Below are 21,524 nucleotides of genomic sequence, written 5' to 3' on the forward strand. Positions count from 1 at the left end.
ATGAGGAAACAGCGCCCGTTGCCCTTCAACCACAACCCGCTGCTGAAGAACGTTCTTCCGGCATGGCGTTCGCGGCTGGTGATGTCCGCCCTTCTTGCCTGCCTGCTGGCACTGGTCGGGCGTGCGCTGTATCTGCAGGGGGTCAACAACGAGTTCCTGCAGGCGAAGGGCGAATCGCGCTACGCCCGCGCGATCGAGGTGCCGGCGACGCGGGGCCGCGTCATCGACCGGCACGGCGACGTGCTGGCGATCAGCACGCCGGTGCGCTCGATCTGGGCGATTCCGTCGGATGCGCGGCTGTCGCCGGCGGACGGGCGCAAGCTCGCCGAACTGCTTGAAACGAGTGTCGAGGAGCTGAACGGACGGCTCGCGACCAGTCACGACTTCGTCTATCTGAAGCGCCAGCTGTCGCCCGAACTGGCGCAGGAAATCGCCGCGCTGAAGCTTCCCGGCATCCACCAGCAGCAGGAATACCGGCGCTACTACCCGGGCGGCGAAGTGATGGCGCACGTGCTCGGTTTCACCGGCGTCGACGACAAGGGCCAGGAAGGCGTCGAGCTCGCATTCGACAAGCTGCTGACCGGCACGCCCGGCGCGCGGCGGGTCATCCGCGACCGGCGCGGCCAGGTTGTCGAGGATGTCGAGGCGATCCGTCCGCCGCACGACGGCCAGGACCTCGTGCTGGCGATGGACGCCAAGATCCAGTATCTCGCCTACTCCGCGCTGAACCAGGCGATGCAGACGCACAAGGCCAAGGCGGGCGCGGCGGTGGTGCTCGACGTGCGCACCGGCGAAGTGCTGGCCCTGGTCAACGCGCCGACCTACAACCCGAACAACCGTACCAACCTCAGCGGCGCGCAATTGCGCAACCGCGTCTTCACGGACACGTACGAGCCCGGCTCGACGATGAAGCCTTTCGTCGTCGGACTCGCGCTCGATCGCGGCAAGGTCGAGCCGACCACCGTCATCGACACCGCGCCGGGGCGGGTGTCGATCGGGCGGGCGACGATTTCCGACTCGCACCGGCACGGCGCGCTGACCGTTATGGAAGTGATCCAGAAATCGTCGAACGTCGGTACGGTCAAAATGGCGATGAACCTCACTCCCGAGGAAATGTGGCGCATGTTCAACGAGCTCGGTTTCGGCACGCCGCTCGATCTTGGCTTTCCCGGTGAAGCGAGCGGGCGGCTGCGTCCCGTGAAGACGTGGAAACCGATCGAGCAGGCGACGATGTCGTTCGGCCACGGCATTTCCGTGAGCCTCATCCAGATGGCGCACGCCTATCTCGCGTTCGCGCGCGACGGCGAACTGCTGCCGCTTTCGCTGACGCGCGTCGACATCCCGCTGGCTGCCGGCAAGCGCGTGTATTCGGTCGAGACGGCGCGCGAGATGCGGTACATGCTCGAGCTCGCGGCCGGCCCCGGCGGCACCGCGCCGCGCGCGCAGATCCGCGGCTACCGCGTTGCCGGCAAGACCGGCACGGCGCACAAGATCGAGGGCGGACGATATGCGAACAAATATGTATCGTCCTTTGTCGGTTTCGCCCCGGCGTCCGATCCGCGACTTATCGTAGCGGTGATGATCGATGAACCTTCTGCCGGTCAATATTTTGGCGGGACGGTCGCGGCGCCGGTTTTCGCGCAGATCACCGAAGGCGCGTTGCGGGTCCTGGGCGTAGCGCCGGATGCGCCGCTCGTTCCGCTGCAGGTTGCCAGCAAGGCGGAGCAGGCACGAACCGCACGGAGGGGCATGTGAGCGCCGCCCGCGCCCGTGAAATCCTCGAACGGCTGCGTCTGGCCGGTGTCGCCGTGGCGGGCATCACGGCTGACTCGCGCCGCCTGCAGCGCGGCGAGCTGTTTGCCGCGTGGCCCGGATTCGCGACCGACGGTCGCCGCTACGTTGCCGCCGCCATCGAGCGCGGCGCCGCCGCGGTGCTGTGGGACGACAGCGACGGTATGCGGCTCGAAGCGCTGTCGGTGCCGGCCCTGCCGGTGCCCGGCTTGCGCAGCGTCGGCGGCTTCCTCGCGCACGAGATCCACGCCCGTCCGTCGCACAAGCTGTGGGTCGCCGGCGTGACGGGCACCAACGGCAAGACGACGGTGAGCCAGTGGCTCGCCGGCGCGCTGGCCGGGCTTGGCCTGCGCTGCGGCGTCATCGGCACGCTGGGCTGCGGTTTTCCCGGCCGGCTCGTCGATAGCGGCAATACGACGCCCGACGCGCTCGAACTGCACCGCATGCTCGCCGCGTTCGTCGCCGAGGGGGCTGGCGCGGCGGCAATGGAAGTGTCGTCGATCGGGCTCGACCAGGAGCGCGTCAATGGCGTCGAGTTCGACGTCGCGGTGTTCACGAACCTGACCCGCGATCATCTCGATTACCACGGCAGCATGGAAACCTATGCCGCGGCCAAGGCGCGCCTGTTCGACCTGCCGGGCATCCGCGCCGCGGTGATCAATTTCGACGACGGCTTCGGCCTCGCCCAGGCGCGGCGGCTCGCGGCGGGCGGTATGCCGGTGATCGGCTATACGCGCTTCGCGGACCGTGCCGGCGCGGTGCCGGGCGCGCGCATGCTGGTCGCAGCAGGGGAGCGGCACGTCCCGTCGGGCCTGCGCTTCGCGCTCGGCTGGGACGGCGGGCTTCATGACGTGCAGGTACGCATGGTCGCGCCATTCAATGTCTCGAACCTGATGGCGGTGATCGGATCGCTGCTGGTCCGCGATGTGCCGATGGACGACATCCTGCGGGCCGTGTCGCGGCTGACACCGCCGGCGGGGCGCATGCAGCTGGTGGGCGGCGTCGGCGAGCCGCTGATAGTCGTCGACTACGCGCACTCGCCCGACGCGCTCGCCAAGGTGCTCGAGTCGGTGCGCAGCACGGCGCATGCGCGCGGTGGTCGCGTGGTGTGCGTGTTCGGCTGCGGCGGCGACCGCGACGCGGGCAAGCGGCCGATGATGGGTGATGTCGCGCGCACGCTTGCCGACCGCGTCATCATCACCAGCGACAACCCGCGCAGCGAAGATCCGCTGAAAATCATCGACGCGATCCTGCAGGGTGCCGGTCCCGACGCCGAACCGGTCGTCGATCGCGCGCAGGCGATCCGCATCGCGATCGGCGAAGCGGGGGCCAACGACGTGATCGTGCTCGCCGGCAAGGGGCATGAGCCTTACCAGGAGGTGCTGGGCGTGCGCTTGCCGTTCTCCGACGTCGAGCAGGCGCGACTTGCGCTGCACGCATGGAATCGAAGCCAGGGAGCAGACCAATGATGACGCTGCACGAAGCGGCGCAAGCTCTGGGTGTGGTCACGACGACGCCGGGGCAGTTCGGTTTGGTGGGAACCGACAGCCGGAAGATCACGGCCGGGCAGCTTTTCGTCGCGCTGCGTGGCGAACGCTTCGACGGCCATGAATTCGTCGCGCAGGCGGCGGCCGCAGGGGCGGCTGCGGCGCTCGTCGATGCGCAGTGGGCGGGCGCGCAGGGCGGCCCGTCGCCGTTGCCGCTGCTCGTCGTCGCGGACACGCGGCTAGCCCTCGGGCGGCTTGCGGCGCACTGGCGGGCGCGCTTTGCGATCCCCGTGATCGGGGTCACGGGCAGCAACGGCAAGACCACGGTCAAGGAGATGTGCACTGCGGTCATGCGCGCGCAGGCCCGGCGCGACGGCTACGGCGCGGAAGCGGTGCTGGCGACGGCCGGCAACCTGAACAACGACATCGGTCTGCCGCTGACGCTGCTCGAACTGCGCAGCAGTCACCGTGCGGCGATCGTCGAGATGGGCATGAACCGCCCCGGCGAAATCGCCTATCTCGCCGGCCTCGCGCGGCCCACCGTCGCGGTCGTGACGAATGCGCAGCGCGCGCATCTGCAGGGGATGGGCACGGTGATCGGGATCGCCCGCGAAAAGGGCGCGATCTACGAGGCGCTCGGACCGGACGGTGTCGCAGTCATCAACGCCGACGATACGCAGGCGGGGTACTGGCGGAAGCTCAATGCGGCTCGTCGCGTCCTCACCTTTGCGCTCACGCCCGAGGCGGATGTCGCCGGCCTCTGCACGCTGCGCGGGCTTGGCTCCCATGTCGACATGACGACTCCGGCAGGGCGCATCGCCGTCGACCTGCAGGTGCCGGGCGAACACAACGCCAGGAACGCGACCGGGGCCGCTGCGGCGTGCCTTGCCGCCGGGGCGAGTCCCGAGGCCATCGCTGAAGGACTCGCGGCCTACACGGGCACACGGGGACGGCTGCAGCGGCGGGCCGGGCCGAACGGCGCAGTGGTCCTCGACGACAGTTACAACGCGAATCCCGATTCGCTGCGCGCCGGGATCGACGTGCTGGCGGCGACCCCGGGGCAGAAGATCCTGGTCCTCGGCGACATGGGCGAAATCGGCTGGACGAGCGCGCAGGTACACGACGAGATCGGCGGCTATGCCAAAAGCAAGGGTGTGGACGCGCTGTTCGCGCTCGGCGAAATGAGCGCGGTGGCGGCGAGCAACTTCGGCGACGGCGGGCATCATTTCGCGAGCGTCGAAGCGCTGGTCGCGGCGCTGACGAGAAAGCTCGATGGCGACACCGTGGTGCTCGTCAAAGGCTCGCGCTTCATGCGCATGGAACGGGTGGCGGACGCCCTTGCGGCGGTGCACAATGGCGCCCCCTCAACGGAAACAAAGTAATCGATGCTGCTCGAATTCGCCCTCTGGCTGGGCCAGGACATCCGCGCCTTCAATGTGTTCGGCTACATCACGTTGCGCACGGTCATGGCGGCGATGACCGCGCTGCTGATCTCGTTCGCCTTCGGCCCGGCGCTGATTCGCTGGCTCACGGCGAAGAAGATCGGCCAGGCGGTGCGTGACGACGGACCGAAGTCCCACCTGACGAAGGCCGGCACGCCGACGATGGGCGGCGCGCTGATCCTCATCGCGATCGCCGTCACGACGCTGCTGTGGGGCGACCTGCGCAACCAGTACGTGTGGGTGACGCTGCTGGTGACGCTCGGTTTCGGCGCGGTGGGCTGGGTCGATGACTGGCGCAAGGTCGTGCATCGCGATCCGAAAGGGCTCGCGAGCCGCTGGAAATACCTGTGGACCTCGCTGATCGCGCTCGCCGCGGCGCTGTTCCTCGGCCTGACGGCCAACGAACCGGCGCAGACCGAGCTGATCGTGCCGTTCTTCAAGGCCGTGTCGTACCCGCTCGGGATGCTGGGCTTCGTCGCGCTGTCGTATTTCGTCATCAACGGCACGAGCCACTCGGTGAACCTCACCGACGGGCTCGACGGCCTGGCGATCATGCCCACGGTGATGGTCGCAGGCGCCTTGGCGATCTTCGCCTATGTCGCCGGCCATGCCGGGTTCTCGAAATATCTCGGCGTGCCCTACATCGCCGGCGCCGGCGAACTCGCGGTGTTCTGTGGCGCGCTGGCCGGCGCCGGGCTCGGCTTCCTGTGGTTCAACGCGTATCCGGCCGAAGTGTTCATGGGCGACGTCGGCGCGCTCGCGCTCGGCGCGGCGCTGGGCACGGTCGCGGTCGTCGTGCGCCAGGAGATCGTGCTGTTCATCATGGGCGGGCTGTTCGTCGCCGAGACGCTGTCGGTGATGGTCCAGGTGCTGTATTTCAAGGCCAGCGGCGGCAAGCGCATCTTCCGCATGGCGCCGCTTCATCATCACTACGAGCTGGGCGGCTGGAAGGAAACCCAGGTGGTGGTCCGTTTCTGGATCATCACGATCATGCTGGTCCTGTTCGGCCTGTCGACGCTGAAGCTGCGATGAGCGCATTGACCGGAAAACACGTTCTGGTTCTCGGGCTGGGCGAGTCCGGGCTGGCGATGGCGCGCTGGTGTGCGCTGCGCGGGGCGCGCCTGCGGGTTGCCGACAGCCGGCAGACGCCTCCCGGGCTCGACGCGCTGCGTGCCGATGCCCCGCTGGCCGAGATCGTCGTCGGCAACTTCGGCGCGGAGGTGCTGCGCGGTATCGACCTGGTCGCGCTCAGTCCGGGGCTCGACCCGCGTGTCGGCGTCGCCGCCGAAGCGCGCCGCCGGGGATTGCCGCTCACCGGCGAGATGAGTTTGCTGGCCCAGGCGCTCGACGAACTCGGGGTGCGTGCGCAGAGCCGCATCCTTGCCATCACCGGCACCAACGGCAAGACCACCACCACCGCGCTCACCGCAGCCCTCGCGCAATCGGCAGGGCTGGACGCGGTGGCGGCGGGCAACATCAGCCCGGCCGCCCTCGACGTGCTGATGGAGCGGCTGGCGCAGGGCGCACCGCTGCCCGAGTGCTGGGTGCTCGAACTGTCCAGCTTCCAGATCGAGACGATGCGTGCGCTCGACCCCGAGGCCGCGACGGTGCTCAACGTCACCGATGACCATCTCGATCGCTATGCCGACCTCGACGAATACGCTGCCACCAAGGCCGCGATCTTCGAGGGCGGCGGCGTGCAGGTGCTCAACCGCGACGATGCACGGGTGGCGGCGATGGCCTTGCCCGGACGCCCGCTGATCCGGTTCGGCGCTTCGGCGCCGGCGGCGACGGACGACTACGGCATCGCGGATGTCGCCGGCGAAGCCTGGCTGGTACGCGGCCGGCAGCGCCTGCTCGCGCTGGCCGACCTGCCTCTTGCTGGCCGGCACAATGCCGCCAATACGCTGGCTGCGCTGGCCTTGTGCGAAGGCGGCCTGGGCATCGCGCCGCAGCGCCTGACAGGTGCTGTCGTCGCGTTTCGCGGCCTGCCGCATCGGGTCGAGCTGGTCGCCGAGCGCAGCGACGGCGTGCGCTTCTATGACGACTCCAAAGGTACCAACGTCGGCGCTACCGTGGCTGCGCTCGACGGGATGGACTGCCCGGTCGTGCTGATCGCCGGCGGCGACGGCAAGGGGCAGGACTTTTCACCGCTGCGCGAAGCCGTTGCGCGCCACGCGCGCGCGGTGGTGCTGATCGGGCGGGATGCGGCGCAAATCGAGTCGGCGCTGCAAGGATCGGCGGTCGCGATCGAGCGCGCGCCCGACCTCGACGCCGCGGTCGTTCGCGCCAACGAGCAGGCGCAGCCCGGCGACGCGGTGCTGCTGTCGCCCGCATGCGCGAGCCTCGACATGTTCCGCAACTACGCGCACCGCGCCGAAGTGTTCATCGCCGCGGCACGGCGGCTGCCGGAGGTGCACGCGTCATGAAGTTCGCCAGCGCGTTCGCCGGTTTCTTTGCCACGCGCCCGGCAAACGGCGGCACGCAGACCAGTCGCGCCGTCAACCGCCTGATGCGCCCGGCCGATTCGCTGCGCGAACTCGATCCGCTGCTGATCTGGTCGGCGGCCGGGCTCCTGCTGATCGGGCTGGTGATGGTTTATTCGTCGTCGATCGCCATCGCCGAAGGCAGCCGCTTCACTGGCCACCAGTCGCATTACTTTCTGCTGCGGCACGCGCTGTTCCTGGCGGTCGGGGTCGGCGCCGGGCTCGCCGCGTTCCAGCTGTCGATGCGCCAGTGGCAGCGCTGCGCGCCGTGGCTGTTCCTCGTTGGCGTCATGCTCCTCGTCGTGGTGCTGATCCCGGGCGTCGGCCGCGAGGTCAACGGCGCGCAGCGCTGGCTGCCGCTCGGTCCGCTGAACCTGCAGCCGTCGGAGCTGATGAAACTGTTCGTCGCGCTGTATGCCGCCGACTACACGGTGCGCAAGTTGCCCGACATGGGCAGTTTCCGGCGCGGCTTCCTGCCGATGGCGGCGATGATCCTGCTGGTCGGCTTCCTGCTGCTCGGCGAGCCCGATTTCGGCGCCTTCGTCGTCATCACCGCGATCGCGTTCGGCGTGCTGTTCCTCGGCGGCATCAATGTGCGGGCGTTCGCGCTGCTCGCGCTCGTCGCGGTGATCGGCTTCATGCTGTTGATCTGGCTGTCGCCGTATCGCCGCGACCGCATCTTCGGCTTCATGGACCCGTGGCAGGACGCGTTCGGCAAGGGCTACCAGCTGTCGCACGCGCTGATCGCGTTCGGCCGCGGCGAGTGGTTCGGCGTGGGGCTCGGCGCGAGCGTCGAGAAGCTGTTCTACCTGCCGGAGGCGCACACGGATTTCCTCCTCGCGGTGATCGCCGAGGAGCTCGGTTTCGCCGGGGTGCTGACGGTGATCGCGCTGTTCGCGATCCTGATTCATCGCGCGCTCGTCCTCGGGCGCGAGGCGGTCAAGCTGGAGCGCTATTTTTCCGGCCTCGTCGCGATGGGCATCGGACTGTGGCTCGGTGTCCAGTCGTTCATCAACATGGGCGTCAACATGGGTTTGCTGCCGACCAAGGGTCTGACGTTGCCGCTGATGAGTTTCGGCGGCTCGGGCATCGTCGCCAACTGCCTCGCGCTGGCGATCCTGCTGCGGATCGACTGGGAAGTGCGGCAGTTGAAGCGGGGGACGGGAGCATGAAGACGCTGCTCGTGATGGCCGGCGGCACCGGCGGCCACATCTTCCCCGGTGTTGCCGTCGCCGAGCAGTTGCGCGGGCGCGGCTGGCGCATCGTGTGGATGGGCAACCCGGACGGGATGGAAGCGCGGATCGTGCCGCAGCACGGTTACGAGACCGCATGGGTGCGCTTTGGCGCGCTGCGCGGCAAGGGCCTGCTGCGCAAGCTGCTGCTGCCGCTGAACCTGCTGCGCGGCTTCTGGCAGGCGCAGGGCGAATTGCGGCGCATCCGGCCCGATGTCGTGCTCGGCATGGGCGGCTACGTCACCTTTCCAGGCGGCATGATGGCGGCGCTGCTGGGCCGTCCGCTGGTGCTGCACGAACAGAATTCGGTCGCCGGGCTCGCTAACCGCGTGCTCGCCGGCGTTGCCGACCGGGTGCTGTCGGGTTTCCCGCATGCGCTGAAGAAGGCCGGCTGGGTCGGCAATCCGGTGCGCGCCGACATCGCCGCGGTGGCGCCGCCCGATGAACGCTTCGCCGGGCGCAGCGGGCCGCTGAAGCTGCTGATCGTCGGCGGCAGCCTCGGCGCGGCGGTGCTGAACGACACCGTGCCGAAAGCCCTCGCGCGGATCGACGCGGCGCAGCGGCCGATCGTCACGCACCAGGCCGGCGCGAAGCAGATCGAAGCGCTGCGCGCGGCGTACGCGGCGGCCGGCGTCGAGGGCGAGTTGCTGCCGTTCATCGATGACATGGCGGCGAAATATGCAGACGCGGATCTCGTCGTCTGCCGTGCCGGCGCGCTGACGGTCGCGGAACTCGCGGCGGTCGGCGCGGCGAGCCTGCTGGTGCCGTTCCCGCACGCCGTCGACGACCACCAGACGGGTAACGCCCGCTTCCTCGCCGATCGCGGCGCGGCCTACCTGCTGCCGCAGCCGGAGCTCGATGCGGAGCGGCTGGCAGGCATCATCACGAGCCTCGCCCGCGAGCGCCTGCTGGACATGGCGACGAAGGCGCGGGCGCTGGCCAAGCCGCGCGCCGCCGAAGCGGTTGCACAGGTCTGCGAGGAACTCGCCGCAGGGAGAAAAAAGAAATGAAACACAAGGTCAAGCGCATCCACTTCGTCGGCATCGGCGGCGCCGGCATGAGCGGGATCGCCGAAGTGCTGGCGAACCTCGGCTACATCGTCAGCGGCTCGGATCTGGGCGAGAACGCCGCGACGCGGCGGCTCTGCGCGCTCGGCGTGCGCGTGATGTCGGGCCATGCGGCCGAGAACGTCGCCGACGCCGACGCGGTGGTGATCTCGACTGCGGTGCGCAACGACAATCCGGAAGTCGTCGCGGCGCGATCGCGCCATGTGCCGATCGTGCCGCGCGCGCAGATGCTCGCCGAACTGATGCGCCTCAAGCACGGCATCGCGATCGCCGGCACGCACGGCAAGACGACGACCACTTCGCTGGTCGCGAGCATCCTCGCCGAAGGCGGCATGGACCCGACTTTCGTCATTGGCGGCAAGCTCAATGCCGCCGGCGCGAACGCGCGGCTTGGCACGGGCGACTTCCTCGTTGCCGAAGCCGACGAGTCCGACGCGTCCTTCCTGCTGCTGACGCCGGTGATTTCGGTCGTCACGAACATCGACGCGGACCACATGGACACCTACGGGCACGACTTCGCGCGGCTCAAGCAGGCGTTCGTCGACTTCCTGCAGCACCTGCCGTTCTACGGCGTCGCGGTGCTGTGCGAGGACGACCCGCACGTGCGCTCGATCATGCCGCTGGTGTCGAAGCAGGTCGTGCGCTACGGCCTGTCCGAGAGCGCCAACATCCGCGCCGAGAACGTCCGTGCCGAAGGCGGGCGGATGCTGTTCGACGTGGTGCGCACCAACGGCTCGGTGAGCCGGCTGCCGATCGAACTGAACCTGCCCGGCGTGCATAACGTGCTGAACGCGCTGGCGGCGATCGCGGTGGCGACCGAAGTGCAGGTGCCGGACGCGGCGATCATCAAGGCGCTGGCCGAATTCCGCGGCGTTGGACGGCGCTTTCAGCGCTATGGCGAGGTGGCGCTGCGCGACGCCGAAGGTACGCCGCAAGGTAGCTGCACGCTGATCGACGACTACGGCCACCACCCGGTCGAGATGGCGGCGACGCTCGCCGCGGCGCGCGGCGCGTTCCCGGGCCGGCGGCTGGTGCTGGCGTTCCAGCCGCACCGCTTCACGCGCACGCGCGACTGTTTCGAAGATTTCGTCAAGGTGCTGTCGACCGTCGATGCGCTGCTGCTCGCTGAAGTCTATGCCGCCGGGGAGTCGCCGGTCGTGGCTGCCGACGGCCGCTCGCTGGCGCGGGCGATCCGCGTCGCGGGCAAGGTCGAGCCGGTGTTCGTCGAAGACATCGACGAGATGCCGGCGACGATCCTCGCGGCGGCGCGCGACGGCGATGTGGTGATCACGATGGGCGCCGGCTCGATCGGCGCGGTGCCCGGCAAACTGGCAAGCAGCGAGGAACTGGTGTGAGCGGCAACGGCGTGGGCGCAAAATTCGGGAAAGTCGCGGTGCTGCTCGGCGGCACGTCCGCGGAGCGGGAAGTCTCGCTGATGTCCGGCAACGCAGTGCTGGCGGCGTTGCAGGCAGCGGGCGTCGATGCACATGGCTTCGACCCGGCGCAACAGGATCTGCACATCCTCAAGGAGCAGGGCTTCGACCGCGCGTTCATCGCGCTGCATGGTCGCGGCGGCGAGGACGGCACGGTGCAGGGGCTGCTGGAACTGCTGAAGATCCCCTACACCGGCAGCGGCGTGATGGCGTCCGCGCTGGCCATGGACAAGTGGCGCACGAAAATGGTGTGGGCCGCGTGCGGCCTGCCCACGCCGCGCTACGCGATCCTCGCTGCCGACACCGACTGGGACGCCGTCGTCGCCGAGTTGGGGCTACCGATCTTCGTCAAGCCGGTGCACGAAGGCTCGAGCATGGGTGCGACGAAAGTCACTGCAGCCGGCCAGCTCAAGGCGGCGTGGGAACTCGCGGCACGCTTCGACGACCTCGTGCTGGCCGAGGAATTCGTTGCCGGCGCCGAGCTGACGGTGCCCTTTCTCGGCGAGCGTGCGCTGCCGGTGATCCGCATCGAGGCGCCGGGCGGGAAATACGACTACCAGAACAAGTATTTCACTGACGAAACCCGCTACCTGTGCCCGAGTGGCCTGCCCGCCGAACAGGAGCAGGCGTTGCAGGCGCTGGTGATGAAGAGCGCGCGGGTGCTCGGCTGCCGCGGCTGGGGCCGCGCCGACCTGATGCTGACCGCGGACGGCCGGCCGTACCTGCTCGAGATGAACACTTCGCCCGGCATGACCGGCCATTCGCTGGTGCCGATGGCGGCGAAAGCCGTCGGGCTGGACTTCACCGCGCTGTGCCTGGCGATCCTGGAGGACGCGCGACTTGGCTGACTTGCGTCCTCGCAACGCGTTGCGCCACGGCGGCCTCGGCGGCGGCCGGGCGCCGGGACGCGCGCGTGAAAAGGAAGGATTGTGGGACAAGCCGGCGACGCTGAACCTGATTTCGGAGGTGCTGATGCTGTTCGCCGCGGTCGCGCTCGGCTACGCGCTGGTGGTGTGGTTCCTGTCGCGGCCGCTCTTTCCGCTGCGCGAAGTCGTCGTGCTGACGCCGCCGGCGCAGGTCACGACGGCGCAGCTCGAATACGTCGCGCGCACCGCGATCCGCGGCAATTTTTTCTCGGTCGACCTCGAGCAGGTGCGCGGGGTGTTCGAGAAGCTGCCGTGGGTGCGCCGCGCCGAAGTGCGGCGGCGCTGGCCGGACGTCCTCGAACTGCGGCTCGAGGAGCACCAGGCGGCGGCGTACTGGACGGTGTCGGAGAGCGGCGAATCGCAGCTCGTCAATCGCTACGGCGAAGTGTTCATCGCCGCGAGCAATGCCGACATCCCGGCTTTCTCGGGTCCGCAGGGCTCGGCGGCATACATCCAGGCGCGGCATCGCGAGTTCGAGCGTGTGCTCGAGCCGCTCGGTCGCCGTCTCGTCAGCCTCGCGATGTCGGCACGCCAGGCGTGGCAGTTGCGCCTCGACGACGGCCTGGTGATCGTGCTCGGCCGGGACCATGAAAAGGCCCCGACCGATCAGCGGCTGGCGCGCTTCGTTCATGCGTGGCCGAACGCGCGCGACAGCGTCGGAGTACAGGTTGCGGTAGCGGATCTCCGCTATCCGAGCGGATTCGCCCTCACTCCGGTGGGCGACTTGAAAGCAACAAAAGGCAAGCAATGAGCAAGGAATACAAAGACTTGGTCGTCGGCCTCGATATCGGTACCGCCAAGGTCACCTGCATGGTGGCCGAGTCGCGCCCGGATGGGCGCCTCAATGTCATCGGGCTCGCGACGCAGCCGACGAGCGGCCTCAAACGCGGCGTGGTCGTGAATATCGAGGCCACCGTCGATGCGATCGCGCGCGTGATCCAGGAAGTCGAGCAGATGGCCGACTGCAAGGTCCGCGACGTCTATACGGGAATAGCCGGCAGCCACATCAAGAGCTTCAACTCCAACGGCATGGTCGCGATCAAGGACAAGGAGGTCACGCCGCTGGACGTCGAGCGCGTCATCGAGGTCGCGCGCGCGATGCCGATTCCGGCCGAGCAGCAGATCCTGCACATCCTGACCCAGGAATTCATCATCGACGGCCAGGGCGGCGTGCGCGAGCCGATCGGCATGAGCGGCGTCAAGCTCGAGGTCAAGGTGCATATCGTCACCGGCGCGGTGTCGGCAGCGCAGAACGTCATCAAGTGCGTGCGCCGCTGCGGCCTCGAGGTCATGGACCTGATCCTGCAGCCGCTCGCGTCGAGCTACGCGGTGCTGACCGAGGACGAGAAGGACCTCGGCGTGTGCCTCGTCGACATCGGCGGCGGCACGACCGACATCGCCGTCTTCACTCATGGCGCGATCCGCCACACCGCGGTGCTGCCGATCGCCGGCGACCAGGTCACCAACGACATCGCGATGGCACTGCGCACGCCGACCTCCGAGGCCGAGGAGATCAAGATCCGCCACGGCGTCGCGCTGCACACACTCGCTGACCCCGAGGAGATGATCGAAGTGCCCGGCGTCGGCGACCGGCCGCCGCGGCCGCTGTCGCGCCAGCGTCTCGCCGACGTCATCGAGCCGCGGGTCTCCGAACTGTTCGAGCTGGTACAGGCCGAATTGCGCCGCAGCGGCTACGAGGAGCTGCTGTCGTCGGGGGTCGTGCTGACCGGCGGTTCCTCGGTGATGCTGGGCATGGTCGAGCTCGGCGAGGAAGTGTTCCACATGCCGGTGCGCATCGGCTCGCCGCAGTATGCAGGCGGGCTTGCGGACGTGGTGTGCCAGCCGCGCTACGCGAACGCGATGGGGCTGGTGTTGGAAGGGTCCGCGCAGCGCCGGCGGGGCATGCTGGCGCGCGAAACGCGCAGTGTCCGCCAGGTGTTCGGGCGGATGAAGTCATGGTTCGAGAAGAATTTCTGAGCGGACGTCGAATTGTCCGTCGAATTTGAAAGTGCGCCCGTGTCGATCGCCTATTTAGTTATAAAATTTTCGTTTGACACTAAATGCAGGGTAGGCCGGGTGCCCGGTGCGCAAAACGGTTGATATTCAGGAGGCGAGGCAAATGTTCGAAATCGTTGAAAAGGAACAGACCGGCACGGTGATCAAGGTGATCGGCGTCGGCGGGGCGGGCGGTAACGCCGTCGACCACATGATCCGCGAGAATGTGCAGGGCGTGGAGTTCATCGTCGCCAACACCGACGCCCAGGCGCTGAGCCGCTGCCTCGCGCCGAACAAGATCCAACTCGGCAGCTCCGGGCTCGGTGCCGGATCGAAGCCCGAGGCCGGCCGTGCCGCCGCGCAGGATTCGCGCGACGCCATCGCTGCGGCGCTCGACGGCGCGCACATGTGCTTCATCACCGGCGGCATGGGCGGCGGCACCGGCACCGGCGCCGGCCCGGTGGTCGCCGAGATCGCCAAGGAAATGGGCATCCTGACCGTCGCGGTCGTCACCAAGCCGTTCGACTTCGAGAACCGCCTGCGTGTCGCCGAGAGCGGCGTCGAAGAACTGACCCGCTACGTCGATTCCCTGATCATCGTGCTCAACGACAAGCTGCTCGAAGTGTATGGCGACGACGCCGGCTTCGAGGACTGCTTCCGTTCGGCCGACAACGTGCTGCGCAGCGCGGTCGGCGGCATCGCCGAGATCATCAACGTGCCGGGCCTCGTCAACGTCGACTTCCAGGACGTGCGCACCGCGATGGGCGAGATGGGGCGCGCGATGATGGGCTCGGCCGAAGCGGGCGGCCTCGATCGGGCGCGCATCGCCGCCGAGCAGGCCGCGGTCAGCCCGCTGCTCGAAGGCACCGAACTGTCGGGGGCACGCTGCGTGCTGATCAACATCACCGCCAGCCGCTCGCTCAAGATGTCGGAAGTGCGCGACGCGGTGAAGACGGTGCAGGCGTTCGCCGCCCCCGAAGCCTTCGTGAAATACGGCACCGTGTTCGACGAGGCGATGGAAGACCGCGTGCGCGTGACCGTCGTCGCGACCGGCCTGGGCGCGCCGCGCACCGCCCGCCAGCCGGTGATGCAGGTCGTGCAGGGTACGGGCACTTATGGCCCGCTCGGCGGCAATGTCAACATGGCCAATCTCGACGTCCCCGCCGTGATCCGCCACACCCGGCGCACCACCGTCGAGGCAATGAGCGCAAACGGCATGGGCACGTACGACATCCCGGCTTTCCTGCGCAAGCAGGCCGACTGACGCCGGAGTCTCGTCCCGTTTGACGGGCGCCCTGAGCGCGGACCGCTGCCTCCGGTCCGCGTCGGGCGCCCGTGGCCGTTCCACGTTCCCGCCTCGTGATTTCCCCGGAGCGAAACGATCCTGCCGCGGTCCAATGAGCCGTTGCAGGTCGTGCCGCCCGTGGACCCGCGTGGGGCGCGTGTGCCGGAAGGCGCCGGTTGCCGTGTTAAACTGCTGGCCGGAAACAGGAATAATTCAAAAATGATCAGGCAGCGCACCCTCAAATCGATCGTCAAGGCCACCGGTGTAGGGCTGCACGGGGGACGCAAGGTCCAACTCGTGCTGCGGCCGGCGGCGCCCGACACGGGGGTCGTCTTTCACCGCGTCGATCTCGATCCGCCGCGCGACCTGCCCGCCGATCCGTATTCCGTCTGCGACACGCGCATGTGTTCCGGGCTGGAGCGCGACGGGGCGAAAGTGGGCACCGTCGAGCACCTGATGTCCGCAGTGGCCGGCCTGGGCATCGACAACCTTCACGTCGACGTCGATGCACCCGAGATCCCGATCCTCGACGGCAGCGCCGGCCCGTTCGTGTTCCTGTTGCAGTCGGCGGGCATCGAGGAACAGAAGGCGCCGAAGCGCTTCCTGCGCGTGAAGAAGGCGGTCGAGTACCGCGAGGACGACAAGTGGGTGCGGCTCGAGCCGCACGACGGTTTTCGGCTGACGTTTTCGATCGTCTTCGACCACCCGGCGATCAACAAGACCTCGACCAGCGTGACCGTCGATTTTGCCGAACATTCGTACGTGCGCGACGTCGCCCGTGCCCGTACCTTCGGTTTCATGCAGGATGTGGACTTGATGCGCGCCCACGGGCTGGCCCTCGGCGGTAGCCTCGATAACGCGATCGTCATGGACGAGTACCGCGTGCTCAATTCCGACGGCTTGCGCTACGTCGATGAGTTCGTCAAGCACAAGGTGCTCGACGCGATCGGCGACCTGTATCTGTGCGGCCACCCGCTGCTCGCGGCCTACAGCGCGCACAAGGCGGGGCACGCGCTGAACAACCAAATCCTGCGGGTCCTGCTCGAGGACCGATCAGCGTGGGAAATCGTCACTTTCGAGCAGCCGGGGCTGACTCCCGCCGCGGTGAGCCATCAGTTCGAGCTCGCGCCGGTGACCTGATCCCCGACGATGCTGGCCATTCGTCTTCTCGCAGTCCTCGCGGCGATCGGCATCGGCGCCTCGCTGATCGCGTGGATGCTGACCGGCAACCCCCGTTATCGCCGCTGGGCGTGGAATTTTCTTCGCGCCGGCCTCGTCGTCGTCTTCGTATTCCTCGCGCTGCTCGCGCTCGAGCGGGTGTTCCTGCCGCTCGTATGAGCGCTTCAGCCGGCCCGGCTGCGGTCTATCAGTCGCTCCAGCGATTCGCGCAGCGGCGAATCGGCCGGCAGGCTCGATGAAAAATCGGCGAGGCTGCGCCGCCCCGCCTCCGACAGCGTGCGGTCCGGGGCCGGGCGCGGCGCTTCGTGCTCCTCGATCACCTGGACCTTCACCTGGATCGTCCGGATCGGCAGGCCGGCCGCGCCGAACTGTTCCGCGAGGGTCGGTGCGATCTGCTTGAGCCGCGCGGCGACGGCCCCGCCATGCGCGAGCAGCACGAGGGTGTCGTTCTTGACGTTGGCGACCGCGCAGGCGGACGCCAGGGCTGGCGGAAGATGCTGTTCCAGCACCGCCTGCAGCCTGCGCAGGCGCGCAGCGTGGTCGCGCAAACGTGCCAGCGCATCGCCGGTGCCGAGAAAACGCTGGATAAGCTGGGTCATGGAAGTGCGCTCGCGATCATTCACCATGGTAGGTTTCGTGCCCCGCGTCTGCAAGCGCTGCGAGGGCGGCACCTTGTCACGCCCTTGCAGTAGGGCGTGACTTGCAATGCGGATCGATTCCACCCACATGCTAAACTTGCGCCTTTGCCGAATCGTCTGACCCCACCATCCATGATCTCCGGCCTACTCAAGAAAATTTTCGGCAGTCGCAACGAGCGCCTGATCCGCCAGTATTCCCAGACCGTACGTGCGATCAATGCGCTCGAGCCGGAAATCTCTGCGCTGTCGGACGAGGCCTTGCAGGCGAAAACTGCCGATTTCAAGCAGCGGGTCGCCAACGGAGAGGCGCTCGACAGCATCCTGCCGGAAGCGTTCGCCGTCGTGCGCGAGGCCGGCAAGCGGGTGCACGGCATGCGGCACTTCGACGTGCAGCTGATCGGCGGCATGGTGCTGCACAACGGCAAGATTTCGGAAATGCGCACGGGTGAAGGCAAGACGCTCGTCGCGACGCTGCCCGCGTATCTGAATGCGCTCACCGGCAAGGGCGTGCATGTCATCACCGTCAACGACTACCTCGCGAGCCGTGACGCGGAGTGGATGGGGCGTATCTACGGCTTTCTCGGCCTCACGACCGGCTGCAACCTGTCACGCATGGGACACGAGGCGAAGCAGGCCGCCTACGCATCCGACATCACCTACGGCACGAACAACGAGTTCGGCTTCGACTACCTGCGCGACAACATGGTCTATTCGGTCAGCGAGCGGGTGCAGCGCGGGCTGAACTTCGCGATCGTCGACGAGGTCGATTCGATCCTCATCGACGAGGCACGCACGCCGCTGATCATCTCCGGCCAGGCCGAAGACCACACCGACCTCTACCTCAAGCTCAACCAGGTCGCGCCGATGCTGACCGAGCAAGAAGGCGAAGGCGACAACGTCATCAAGCCGGGCGACTACACGCTCGACCTGAAGGCGCGCCAGGTGCTGCTGACCGAACAGGGCCACGAGAACGCCGAGCAGATCCTGACCCGCATGGGCCTGCTCGCCGAAGGCACGAGCCTCTACGACCCGGGCAACATCCTGCTCGTGCATCACCTGTACGCCGCGTTGCGCGCGCATGCGCTGTACCACAAGGACCAGCATTACGTGGTGCAGAACAACGAGGTCGTCATCGTCGACGAGTTCACCGGCCGCCTGATGGCCGGCCGGCGCTGGTCCGACGGCCTGCACCAGGCGGTCGAGGCGAAGGAAGGCGTGCGCATCCAGGCCGAGAACCAGACGCTCGCGTCGATCACCTTCCAGAACTATTTCCGCATGTACGGCAAGCTCGCCGGCATGACCGGCACGGCCGACACCGAAGCCTTCGAATTCCATTCGATCTACGGCCTCGAGACCGTCGTCGTGCCGACGAACCGTCCGATGATCCGCAAGGACGAGAACGACAAGGTCTACCGCACCGCGAAGGAGAAGTGGGATGCGGTCATCGCCGACATCCGCGGCTGCGTCGAGCGCGGCCAGCCGGTACTGGTCGGCACGACGTCGATCGAGATCAACGAATTCCTGTCGGGCGAGCTGAACCGCGTCAAGCTGCCGCACCAGGTTCTGAACGCGAAGCAGCACGAGCACGAAGCGGAGATCGTCGCGCAGGCGGGCCGGCCGGGCGTCATCACGATCGCGACGAACATGGCCGGCCGCGGCACCGACATCGTGCTCGGCGGCAGCATCGAACGGCAGATCGCGGCGGTGCGCGACGACGAGACGCTGACGCCCGAGCAGAAGGAGGCGCGCACGGCCGCACTGCGCGAGGAGTGGAAACCGGTGCACGAGCAGGTGCTCGCCAACGGCGGCCTGCACATCATCGGCACCGAGCGGCACGAGTCGCGCCGCATCGACAACCAGCTGCGCGGCCGCGCGGGACGCCAGGGCGACCCGGGCGGTTCGCGCTTCTACCTGTCGCTCGAAGACCCGCTGATGAAGATCTTTGCCGGCGAGCGCCTCAACGCGATCATGGTGCGGCTGAAGATGCCTGAGGGCGAGGCGATCGAGCATGCGATGGTGACGCGCTCGCTCGAATCGGCGCAGCGCAAGGTCGAGCAGCGCAACTTCGACATCCGCAAGCAGCTGCTCGAATACGACGACGTCGCGAACGACCAGCGCCGCGTCATCTACCAGCAGCGCAACGAGCTGCTCGAGAGCGAGGACATCTCGGAGACGGTCCGCGCGATGCGCCAGGGCGTGCTGCACGACAGTTTCCGCATCCACGTGCCGGTCGACAGCGTCGAGGAGCAATGGGACATCGCGGCGCTCGAACAGGCGCTCGCCGCCGAGTTCCAGCTCCGGCTGCCGATCGGCCAATGGCTCAAGGCGGAACCGAACCTCGACGACGAGACCATCCTCAAACGCCTCCTCGCCGCCGCCGAGGAGGCGTACGCGGCGAAGACCGCGCAGGTCGATCCGGTCGCGTGGCACCAGTTCGAGCGCAACGTGATGCTGCAGAGCCTCGACACCCACTGGCGCGAGCACCTCGCGGCGCTCGATCACCTGCGCCAGGGCATCCACCTGCGCGGCTATGCGCAGAAGAATCCGAAGCAGGAATACAAGCGCGAGGCCTTCGAGCTGTTCGAGACCCTGCTCGATACGGTGCGCAACGACGTCTCGAAACTCCTGATGACGGTCCAGGTGCGCACCGAGGCGCAGCTCGAGGAGGCGGAGGTGCCACCCGAACTCGAGAACGTTCAGTACCAGCATGCCGCTTTCGACGAGGCGCTCGGTGTCGCCACCGCCGCGGGGGCCGCGCAGGCAGCGCCCGCCGCCGGACTGAAGGTCGGTCGCAACGATCCGTGCCCGTGCGGATCGGGCAAGAAATACAAGCATTGCCACGGCAAACTGAGCTGAGGCGCGATGCGCGGGGAACTGCCGGGACTCGCGTCCGGAGCGCTCGCATGATCGCCGGGCGTGCTCCTGATTTCAACCATCCCGGGCATGGCCGAACCCGTTGACCGTGGCGGCCGGCGACCTTCCGTGCCGCCGCTGTTTCCCGAGCTGTCCCTCGGCATGCCTGCCGCGGGTCCGTCCGGACTGCGCGAGCAACGCGAGCCGCGGGAGCCGCGCGCACTCGTCGAATGGGTTGCGCTGATCCGCGAACAGGAAATGCCCGTCCTCGGCGCGACTGTCGCGCTGATCCATTCGGTCACTGACGACGAAAAGGCCTCGACCGGCAGCCTTGCCCAGGTGATCCTGCAGGACGCGGCGATGACCGCCAAGGTGCTCACGCTCGCGAATAGCGCGCTCTACAACCCTGCGCATCAGACAATCAGCACCATCAGCCGGGCGATCGTCGTGCTCGGTTTCAATGTCGTCGCCGATATCGCGATCGCCATCCGGCTCGTCGATTCGCTGCTCGCCGGCGGTGTTCGCGAGCGCGTCCTCGAGGAGATGGCGCACGGCTTTCATGCCGCGGTACAGGCCCGCTCGATCGCAGCGATGCGCAAGGACGGACGCAGCGAAGAAGTGTTCATCGCCGCCTTGTTGTCGCGGGTCGGCGAGATGGCATTCTGGTGCTTCGGCGGCAGCGGTGCTGAGCGCCTCGACCAGGCGCTGAGCACCGGGCAGGCGCCGGATGAAGCGCAGATGGAAGTGCTCGGCTTTCGCCTGCGGCAGCTCTCGCTCGGCCTCGTGCGCGAATGGAAACTCGGACCACTGCTGCAATCGGTGCTCGAAGGCGGCCGCTTGATGACGCCGACCGCGCAGGCGGTCCTGTTCGGCCAGCGGCTCGCTGCGGAGGTCGAGCACGGGTGGGATGCGCCGGCGACGCGCAAGCTGATCGCCGACACATCGGTCTTCGTCGGCGTCCCTGCCGACAGGCTGCGCGATGAACTCGCCGCAAACGCCCGCGAAGCGGTGAAGATCGCCACCTATTTTGGCGCTCGCGACGCCGCGCGACAAATTCCGCAGCTTTCCGCGGCGTCGCCCGACGAACCCGCGGTGCCTGTAACGCCCGTAGCCCCCGCCATGATCGCGCCCGATCCGCGGCTGCAGCTCCACATCCTGCGCGAAATTTCGGGACGCATCGCCGCCGGGGCGCCTCTCAACGAGATCCTGCAACTGGTTCTCGAGGGAATTTTCCGCGGCGTCGGTTTCGACCGCGTGCTGTTCGCGCTACTGTCGCCGAACAGGCAGCAGCTGATCGGCAAGGCGGCGCTCGGGGCCGGCGCCGAAGGCCTGCGCCAGCGGTTTATTTTTTCCCTCGATTCGACCCCGGGCGACGTGTTCAATGAATTTTTCCGGCACCCGCGCGCGATGCGCTTCACGCCCGGCAACGAGTGTCCCGGCGTCCGTCCCGAACGCCTGCAAGCCCTCACCGATGCAACCCTCGCATGCCTCGCGCCGATCCAGATCAACAGTCGTGCAATTGGCCTCTTCTATGCGGACCGACTGAACCTCGCGATGGGGATCGACGACGAAGCCTTCGAGGCTTTTCAGCTGTTCGCGCAGCAGGTTTCGCTCGCGGTGACCGCCGTGACGTCGAGCCGCCGCGTCCAGTGAGTCCCCGGCGCCGCCGAAAATCGTCCACCCCGTGAAGGTCCAACAACGACCTTGTAT

17 protein-coding genes are annotated in these 21,524 nt (G+C 67.8%); 16 read left to right on the top strand and 1 reads right to left on the bottom strand.

The window, feature by feature from the left end; all coding sequences use genetic code 11:
- From pbN1_RS13210 to pbN1_RS13275, 14 genes are all read left to right on the top strand, one after another.
- Entirely contained in the window at positions 1–1,755 is a 1,755-nt protein-coding gene (locus tag pbN1_RS13210; RefSeq protein WP_169201380.1) for a peptidoglycan D,D-transpeptidase FtsI family protein, read from the top strand.
- A complete protein-coding gene (locus pbN1_RS13215; RefSeq protein ID WP_169201379.1) occupies positions 1,752–3,260 on the top strand; it encodes a UDP-N-acetylmuramoyl-L-alanyl-D-glutamate--2,6-diaminopimelate ligase in 1,509 nt (502 codons plus the stop codon). The genes pbN1_RS13210 and pbN1_RS13215 overlap by 4 nt, the downstream gene beginning before the upstream one ends.
- Positions 3,257–4,660, top strand: coding sequence for a UDP-N-acetylmuramoyl-tripeptide--D-alanyl-D-alanine ligase (locus tag pbN1_RS13220; RefSeq protein ID WP_169201378.1), 1,404 nt, complete (start codon positions 3,257–3,259; stop codon positions 4,658–4,660). The genes pbN1_RS13215 and pbN1_RS13220 overlap by 4 nt, the downstream gene beginning before the upstream one ends.
- A 3-nt stretch (positions 4,661–4,663) precedes the next feature.
- Positions 4,664–5,752: a phospho-N-acetylmuramoyl-pentapeptide-transferase gene (mraY, locus tag pbN1_RS13225; RefSeq protein WP_169201377.1), complete on the top strand. Its 1,089-nt coding sequence runs from the start codon at positions 4,664–4,666 to the stop codon at positions 5,750–5,752.
- Complete coding sequence (gene murD, locus pbN1_RS13230; protein ID WP_169201376.1) at positions 5,749–7,149, top strand: UDP-N-acetylmuramoyl-L-alanine--D-glutamate ligase; 1,401 nt, start codon at positions 5,749–5,751, stop codon at positions 7,147–7,149. The genes mraY and murD overlap by 4 nt, the downstream gene beginning before the upstream one ends.
- A complete protein-coding gene (ftsW, locus tag pbN1_RS13235) occupies positions 7,146–8,378 on the top strand; it encodes a putative lipid II flippase FtsW (protein WP_169201375.1) in 1,233 nt (410 codons plus the stop codon). The genes murD and ftsW overlap by 4 nt, the downstream gene beginning before the upstream one ends.
- Positions 8,375–9,448 (top strand): undecaprenyldiphospho-muramoylpentapeptide beta-N-acetylglucosaminyltransferase, encoded by a 1,074-nt coding sequence (gene murG / locus pbN1_RS13240; protein ID WP_169201374.1) that lies wholly within the window; start codon positions 8,375–8,377, stop codon positions 9,446–9,448. The genes ftsW and murG overlap by 4 nt, the downstream gene beginning before the upstream one ends.
- Complete coding sequence (gene murC / locus pbN1_RS13245) at positions 9,445–10,860, top strand: UDP-N-acetylmuramate--L-alanine ligase (RefSeq protein ID WP_169201373.1); 1,416 nt, start codon at positions 9,445–9,447, stop codon at positions 10,858–10,860. The genes murG and murC overlap by 4 nt, the downstream gene beginning before the upstream one ends.
- Positions 10,861–10,871: 11 nt before the next feature.
- Entirely contained in the window at positions 10,872–11,786 is a 915-nt protein-coding gene (locus tag pbN1_RS13250; RefSeq protein ID WP_169201390.1) for a D-alanine--D-alanine ligase, read from the top strand.
- Complete coding sequence (locus pbN1_RS13255) at positions 11,779–12,615, top strand: cell division protein FtsQ/DivIB (RefSeq protein WP_169201372.1); 837 nt, start codon at positions 11,779–11,781, stop codon at positions 12,613–12,615. The genes pbN1_RS13250 and pbN1_RS13255 overlap by 8 nt, the downstream gene beginning before the upstream one ends.
- Positions 12,612–13,841, top strand: coding sequence for a cell division protein FtsA (gene ftsA / locus pbN1_RS13260; RefSeq protein WP_169201371.1), 1,230 nt, complete (start codon positions 12,612–12,614; stop codon positions 13,839–13,841). Before pbN1_RS13255 ends, ftsA begins: the two co-directional genes overlap by 4 nt.
- Positions 13,842–13,983: 142 nt before the next feature.
- Positions 13,984–15,123, top strand: a complete 1,140-nt coding sequence (ftsZ, locus tag pbN1_RS13265) for a cell division protein FtsZ (RefSeq protein WP_169201370.1) — start codon at positions 13,984–13,986, stop codon at positions 15,121–15,123.
- 240 nt (positions 15,124–15,363) lie between these two features.
- A complete protein-coding gene (gene lpxC, locus pbN1_RS13270) occupies positions 15,364–16,284 on the top strand; it encodes a UDP-3-O-acyl-N-acetylglucosamine deacetylase (protein WP_169201369.1) in 921 nt (306 codons plus the stop codon).
- A 9-nt stretch (positions 16,285–16,293) separates the two neighbouring features.
- Positions 16,294–16,482 carry a hypothetical protein gene (locus pbN1_RS13275; protein ID WP_169201368.1) on the top strand — a complete coding sequence of 63 codons (189 nt, stop codon included), beginning with the start codon at positions 16,294–16,296 and terminating at the stop codon, positions 16,480–16,482.
- A 5-nt stretch (positions 16,483–16,487) separates the two neighbouring features.
- On the opposite strand, the gene pbN1_RS13280 is transcribed toward pbN1_RS13275, so the two are convergent.
- Complete coding sequence (locus tag pbN1_RS13280; RefSeq protein ID WP_169201367.1) at positions 16,488–16,922, bottom strand: DciA family protein; 435 nt, start codon at positions 16,920–16,922, stop codon at positions 16,488–16,490.
- Between the two features lie 171 nt (positions 16,923–17,093).
- Here pbN1_RS13280 and secA point away from each other — a divergent pair, with 171 nt between their 5' ends.
- Positions 17,094–19,817 (top strand): preprotein translocase subunit SecA, encoded by a 2,724-nt coding sequence (secA, locus tag pbN1_RS13285; RefSeq protein ID WP_169201366.1) that lies wholly within the window; start codon positions 17,094–17,096, stop codon positions 19,815–19,817.
- 87 nt (positions 19,818–19,904) lie between these two features.
- The gene (locus pbN1_RS13290; RefSeq protein WP_169201365.1) at positions 19,905–21,467 is read left to right on the top strand and encodes an HDOD domain-containing protein; all 1,563 of its coding nucleotides are present in this window, start codon (positions 19,905–19,907) and stop codon (positions 21,465–21,467) included.
- The last annotated feature ends 57 nt before the right edge of the window (positions 21,468–21,524 follow it).

This window comes from Aromatoleum bremense, assembly GCF_017894365.1.
In the GTDB taxonomy this organism is placed as follows: Bacteria; Pseudomonadota; Gammaproteobacteria; order Burkholderiales; family Rhodocyclaceae; genus Aromatoleum; species Aromatoleum bremense.

Coding starts and splice junctions, on each gene's coding strand:
- pbN1_RS13210 (WP_169201380.1), top strand. CDS start 1: ATGAGGAAACAGCGCCCGTTGCCCTTCAACCACAACCCGCTGCTGAAG.
- pbN1_RS13220 (WP_169201378.1), top strand. CDS start 3,257: ATGATGACGCTGCACGAAGCGGCGCAAGCTCTGGGTGTGGTCACGACG.
- mraY (WP_169201377.1), top strand. CDS start 4,664: ATGCTGCTCGAATTCGCCCTCTGGCTGGGCCAGGACATCCGCGCCTTC.
- murD (WP_169201376.1), top strand. CDS start 5,749: ATGAGCGCATTGACCGGAAAACACGTTCTGGTTCTCGGGCTGGGCGAG.
- ftsW (WP_169201375.1), top strand. CDS start 7,146: ATGAAGTTCGCCAGCGCGTTCGCCGGTTTCTTTGCCACGCGCCCGGCA.
- murG (WP_169201374.1), top strand. CDS start 8,375: ATGAAGACGCTGCTCGTGATGGCCGGCGGCACCGGCGGCCACATCTTC.
- murC (WP_169201373.1), top strand. CDS start 9,445: ATGAAACACAAGGTCAAGCGCATCCACTTCGTCGGCATCGGCGGCGCC.
- ftsA (WP_169201371.1), top strand. CDS start 12,612: ATGAGCAAGGAATACAAAGACTTGGTCGTCGGCCTCGATATCGGTACC.
- ftsZ (WP_169201370.1), top strand. CDS start 13,984: ATGTTCGAAATCGTTGAAAAGGAACAGACCGGCACGGTGATCAAGGTG.
- lpxC (WP_169201369.1), top strand. CDS start 15,364: ATGATCAGGCAGCGCACCCTCAAATCGATCGTCAAGGCCACCGGTGTA.
- pbN1_RS13275 (WP_169201368.1), top strand. CDS start 16,294: ATGCTGGCCATTCGTCTTCTCGCAGTCCTCGCGGCGATCGGCATCGGC.
- pbN1_RS13280 (WP_169201367.1), bottom strand. CDS start 16,922: ATGACCCAGCTTATCCAGCGTTTTCTCGGCACCGGCGATGCGCTGGCA.
- secA (WP_169201366.1), top strand. CDS start 17,094: ATGATCTCCGGCCTACTCAAGAAAATTTTCGGCAGTCGCAACGAGCGC.
- pbN1_RS13290 (WP_169201365.1), top strand. CDS start 19,905: ATGGCCGAACCCGTTGACCGTGGCGGCCGGCGACCTTCCGTGCCGCCG.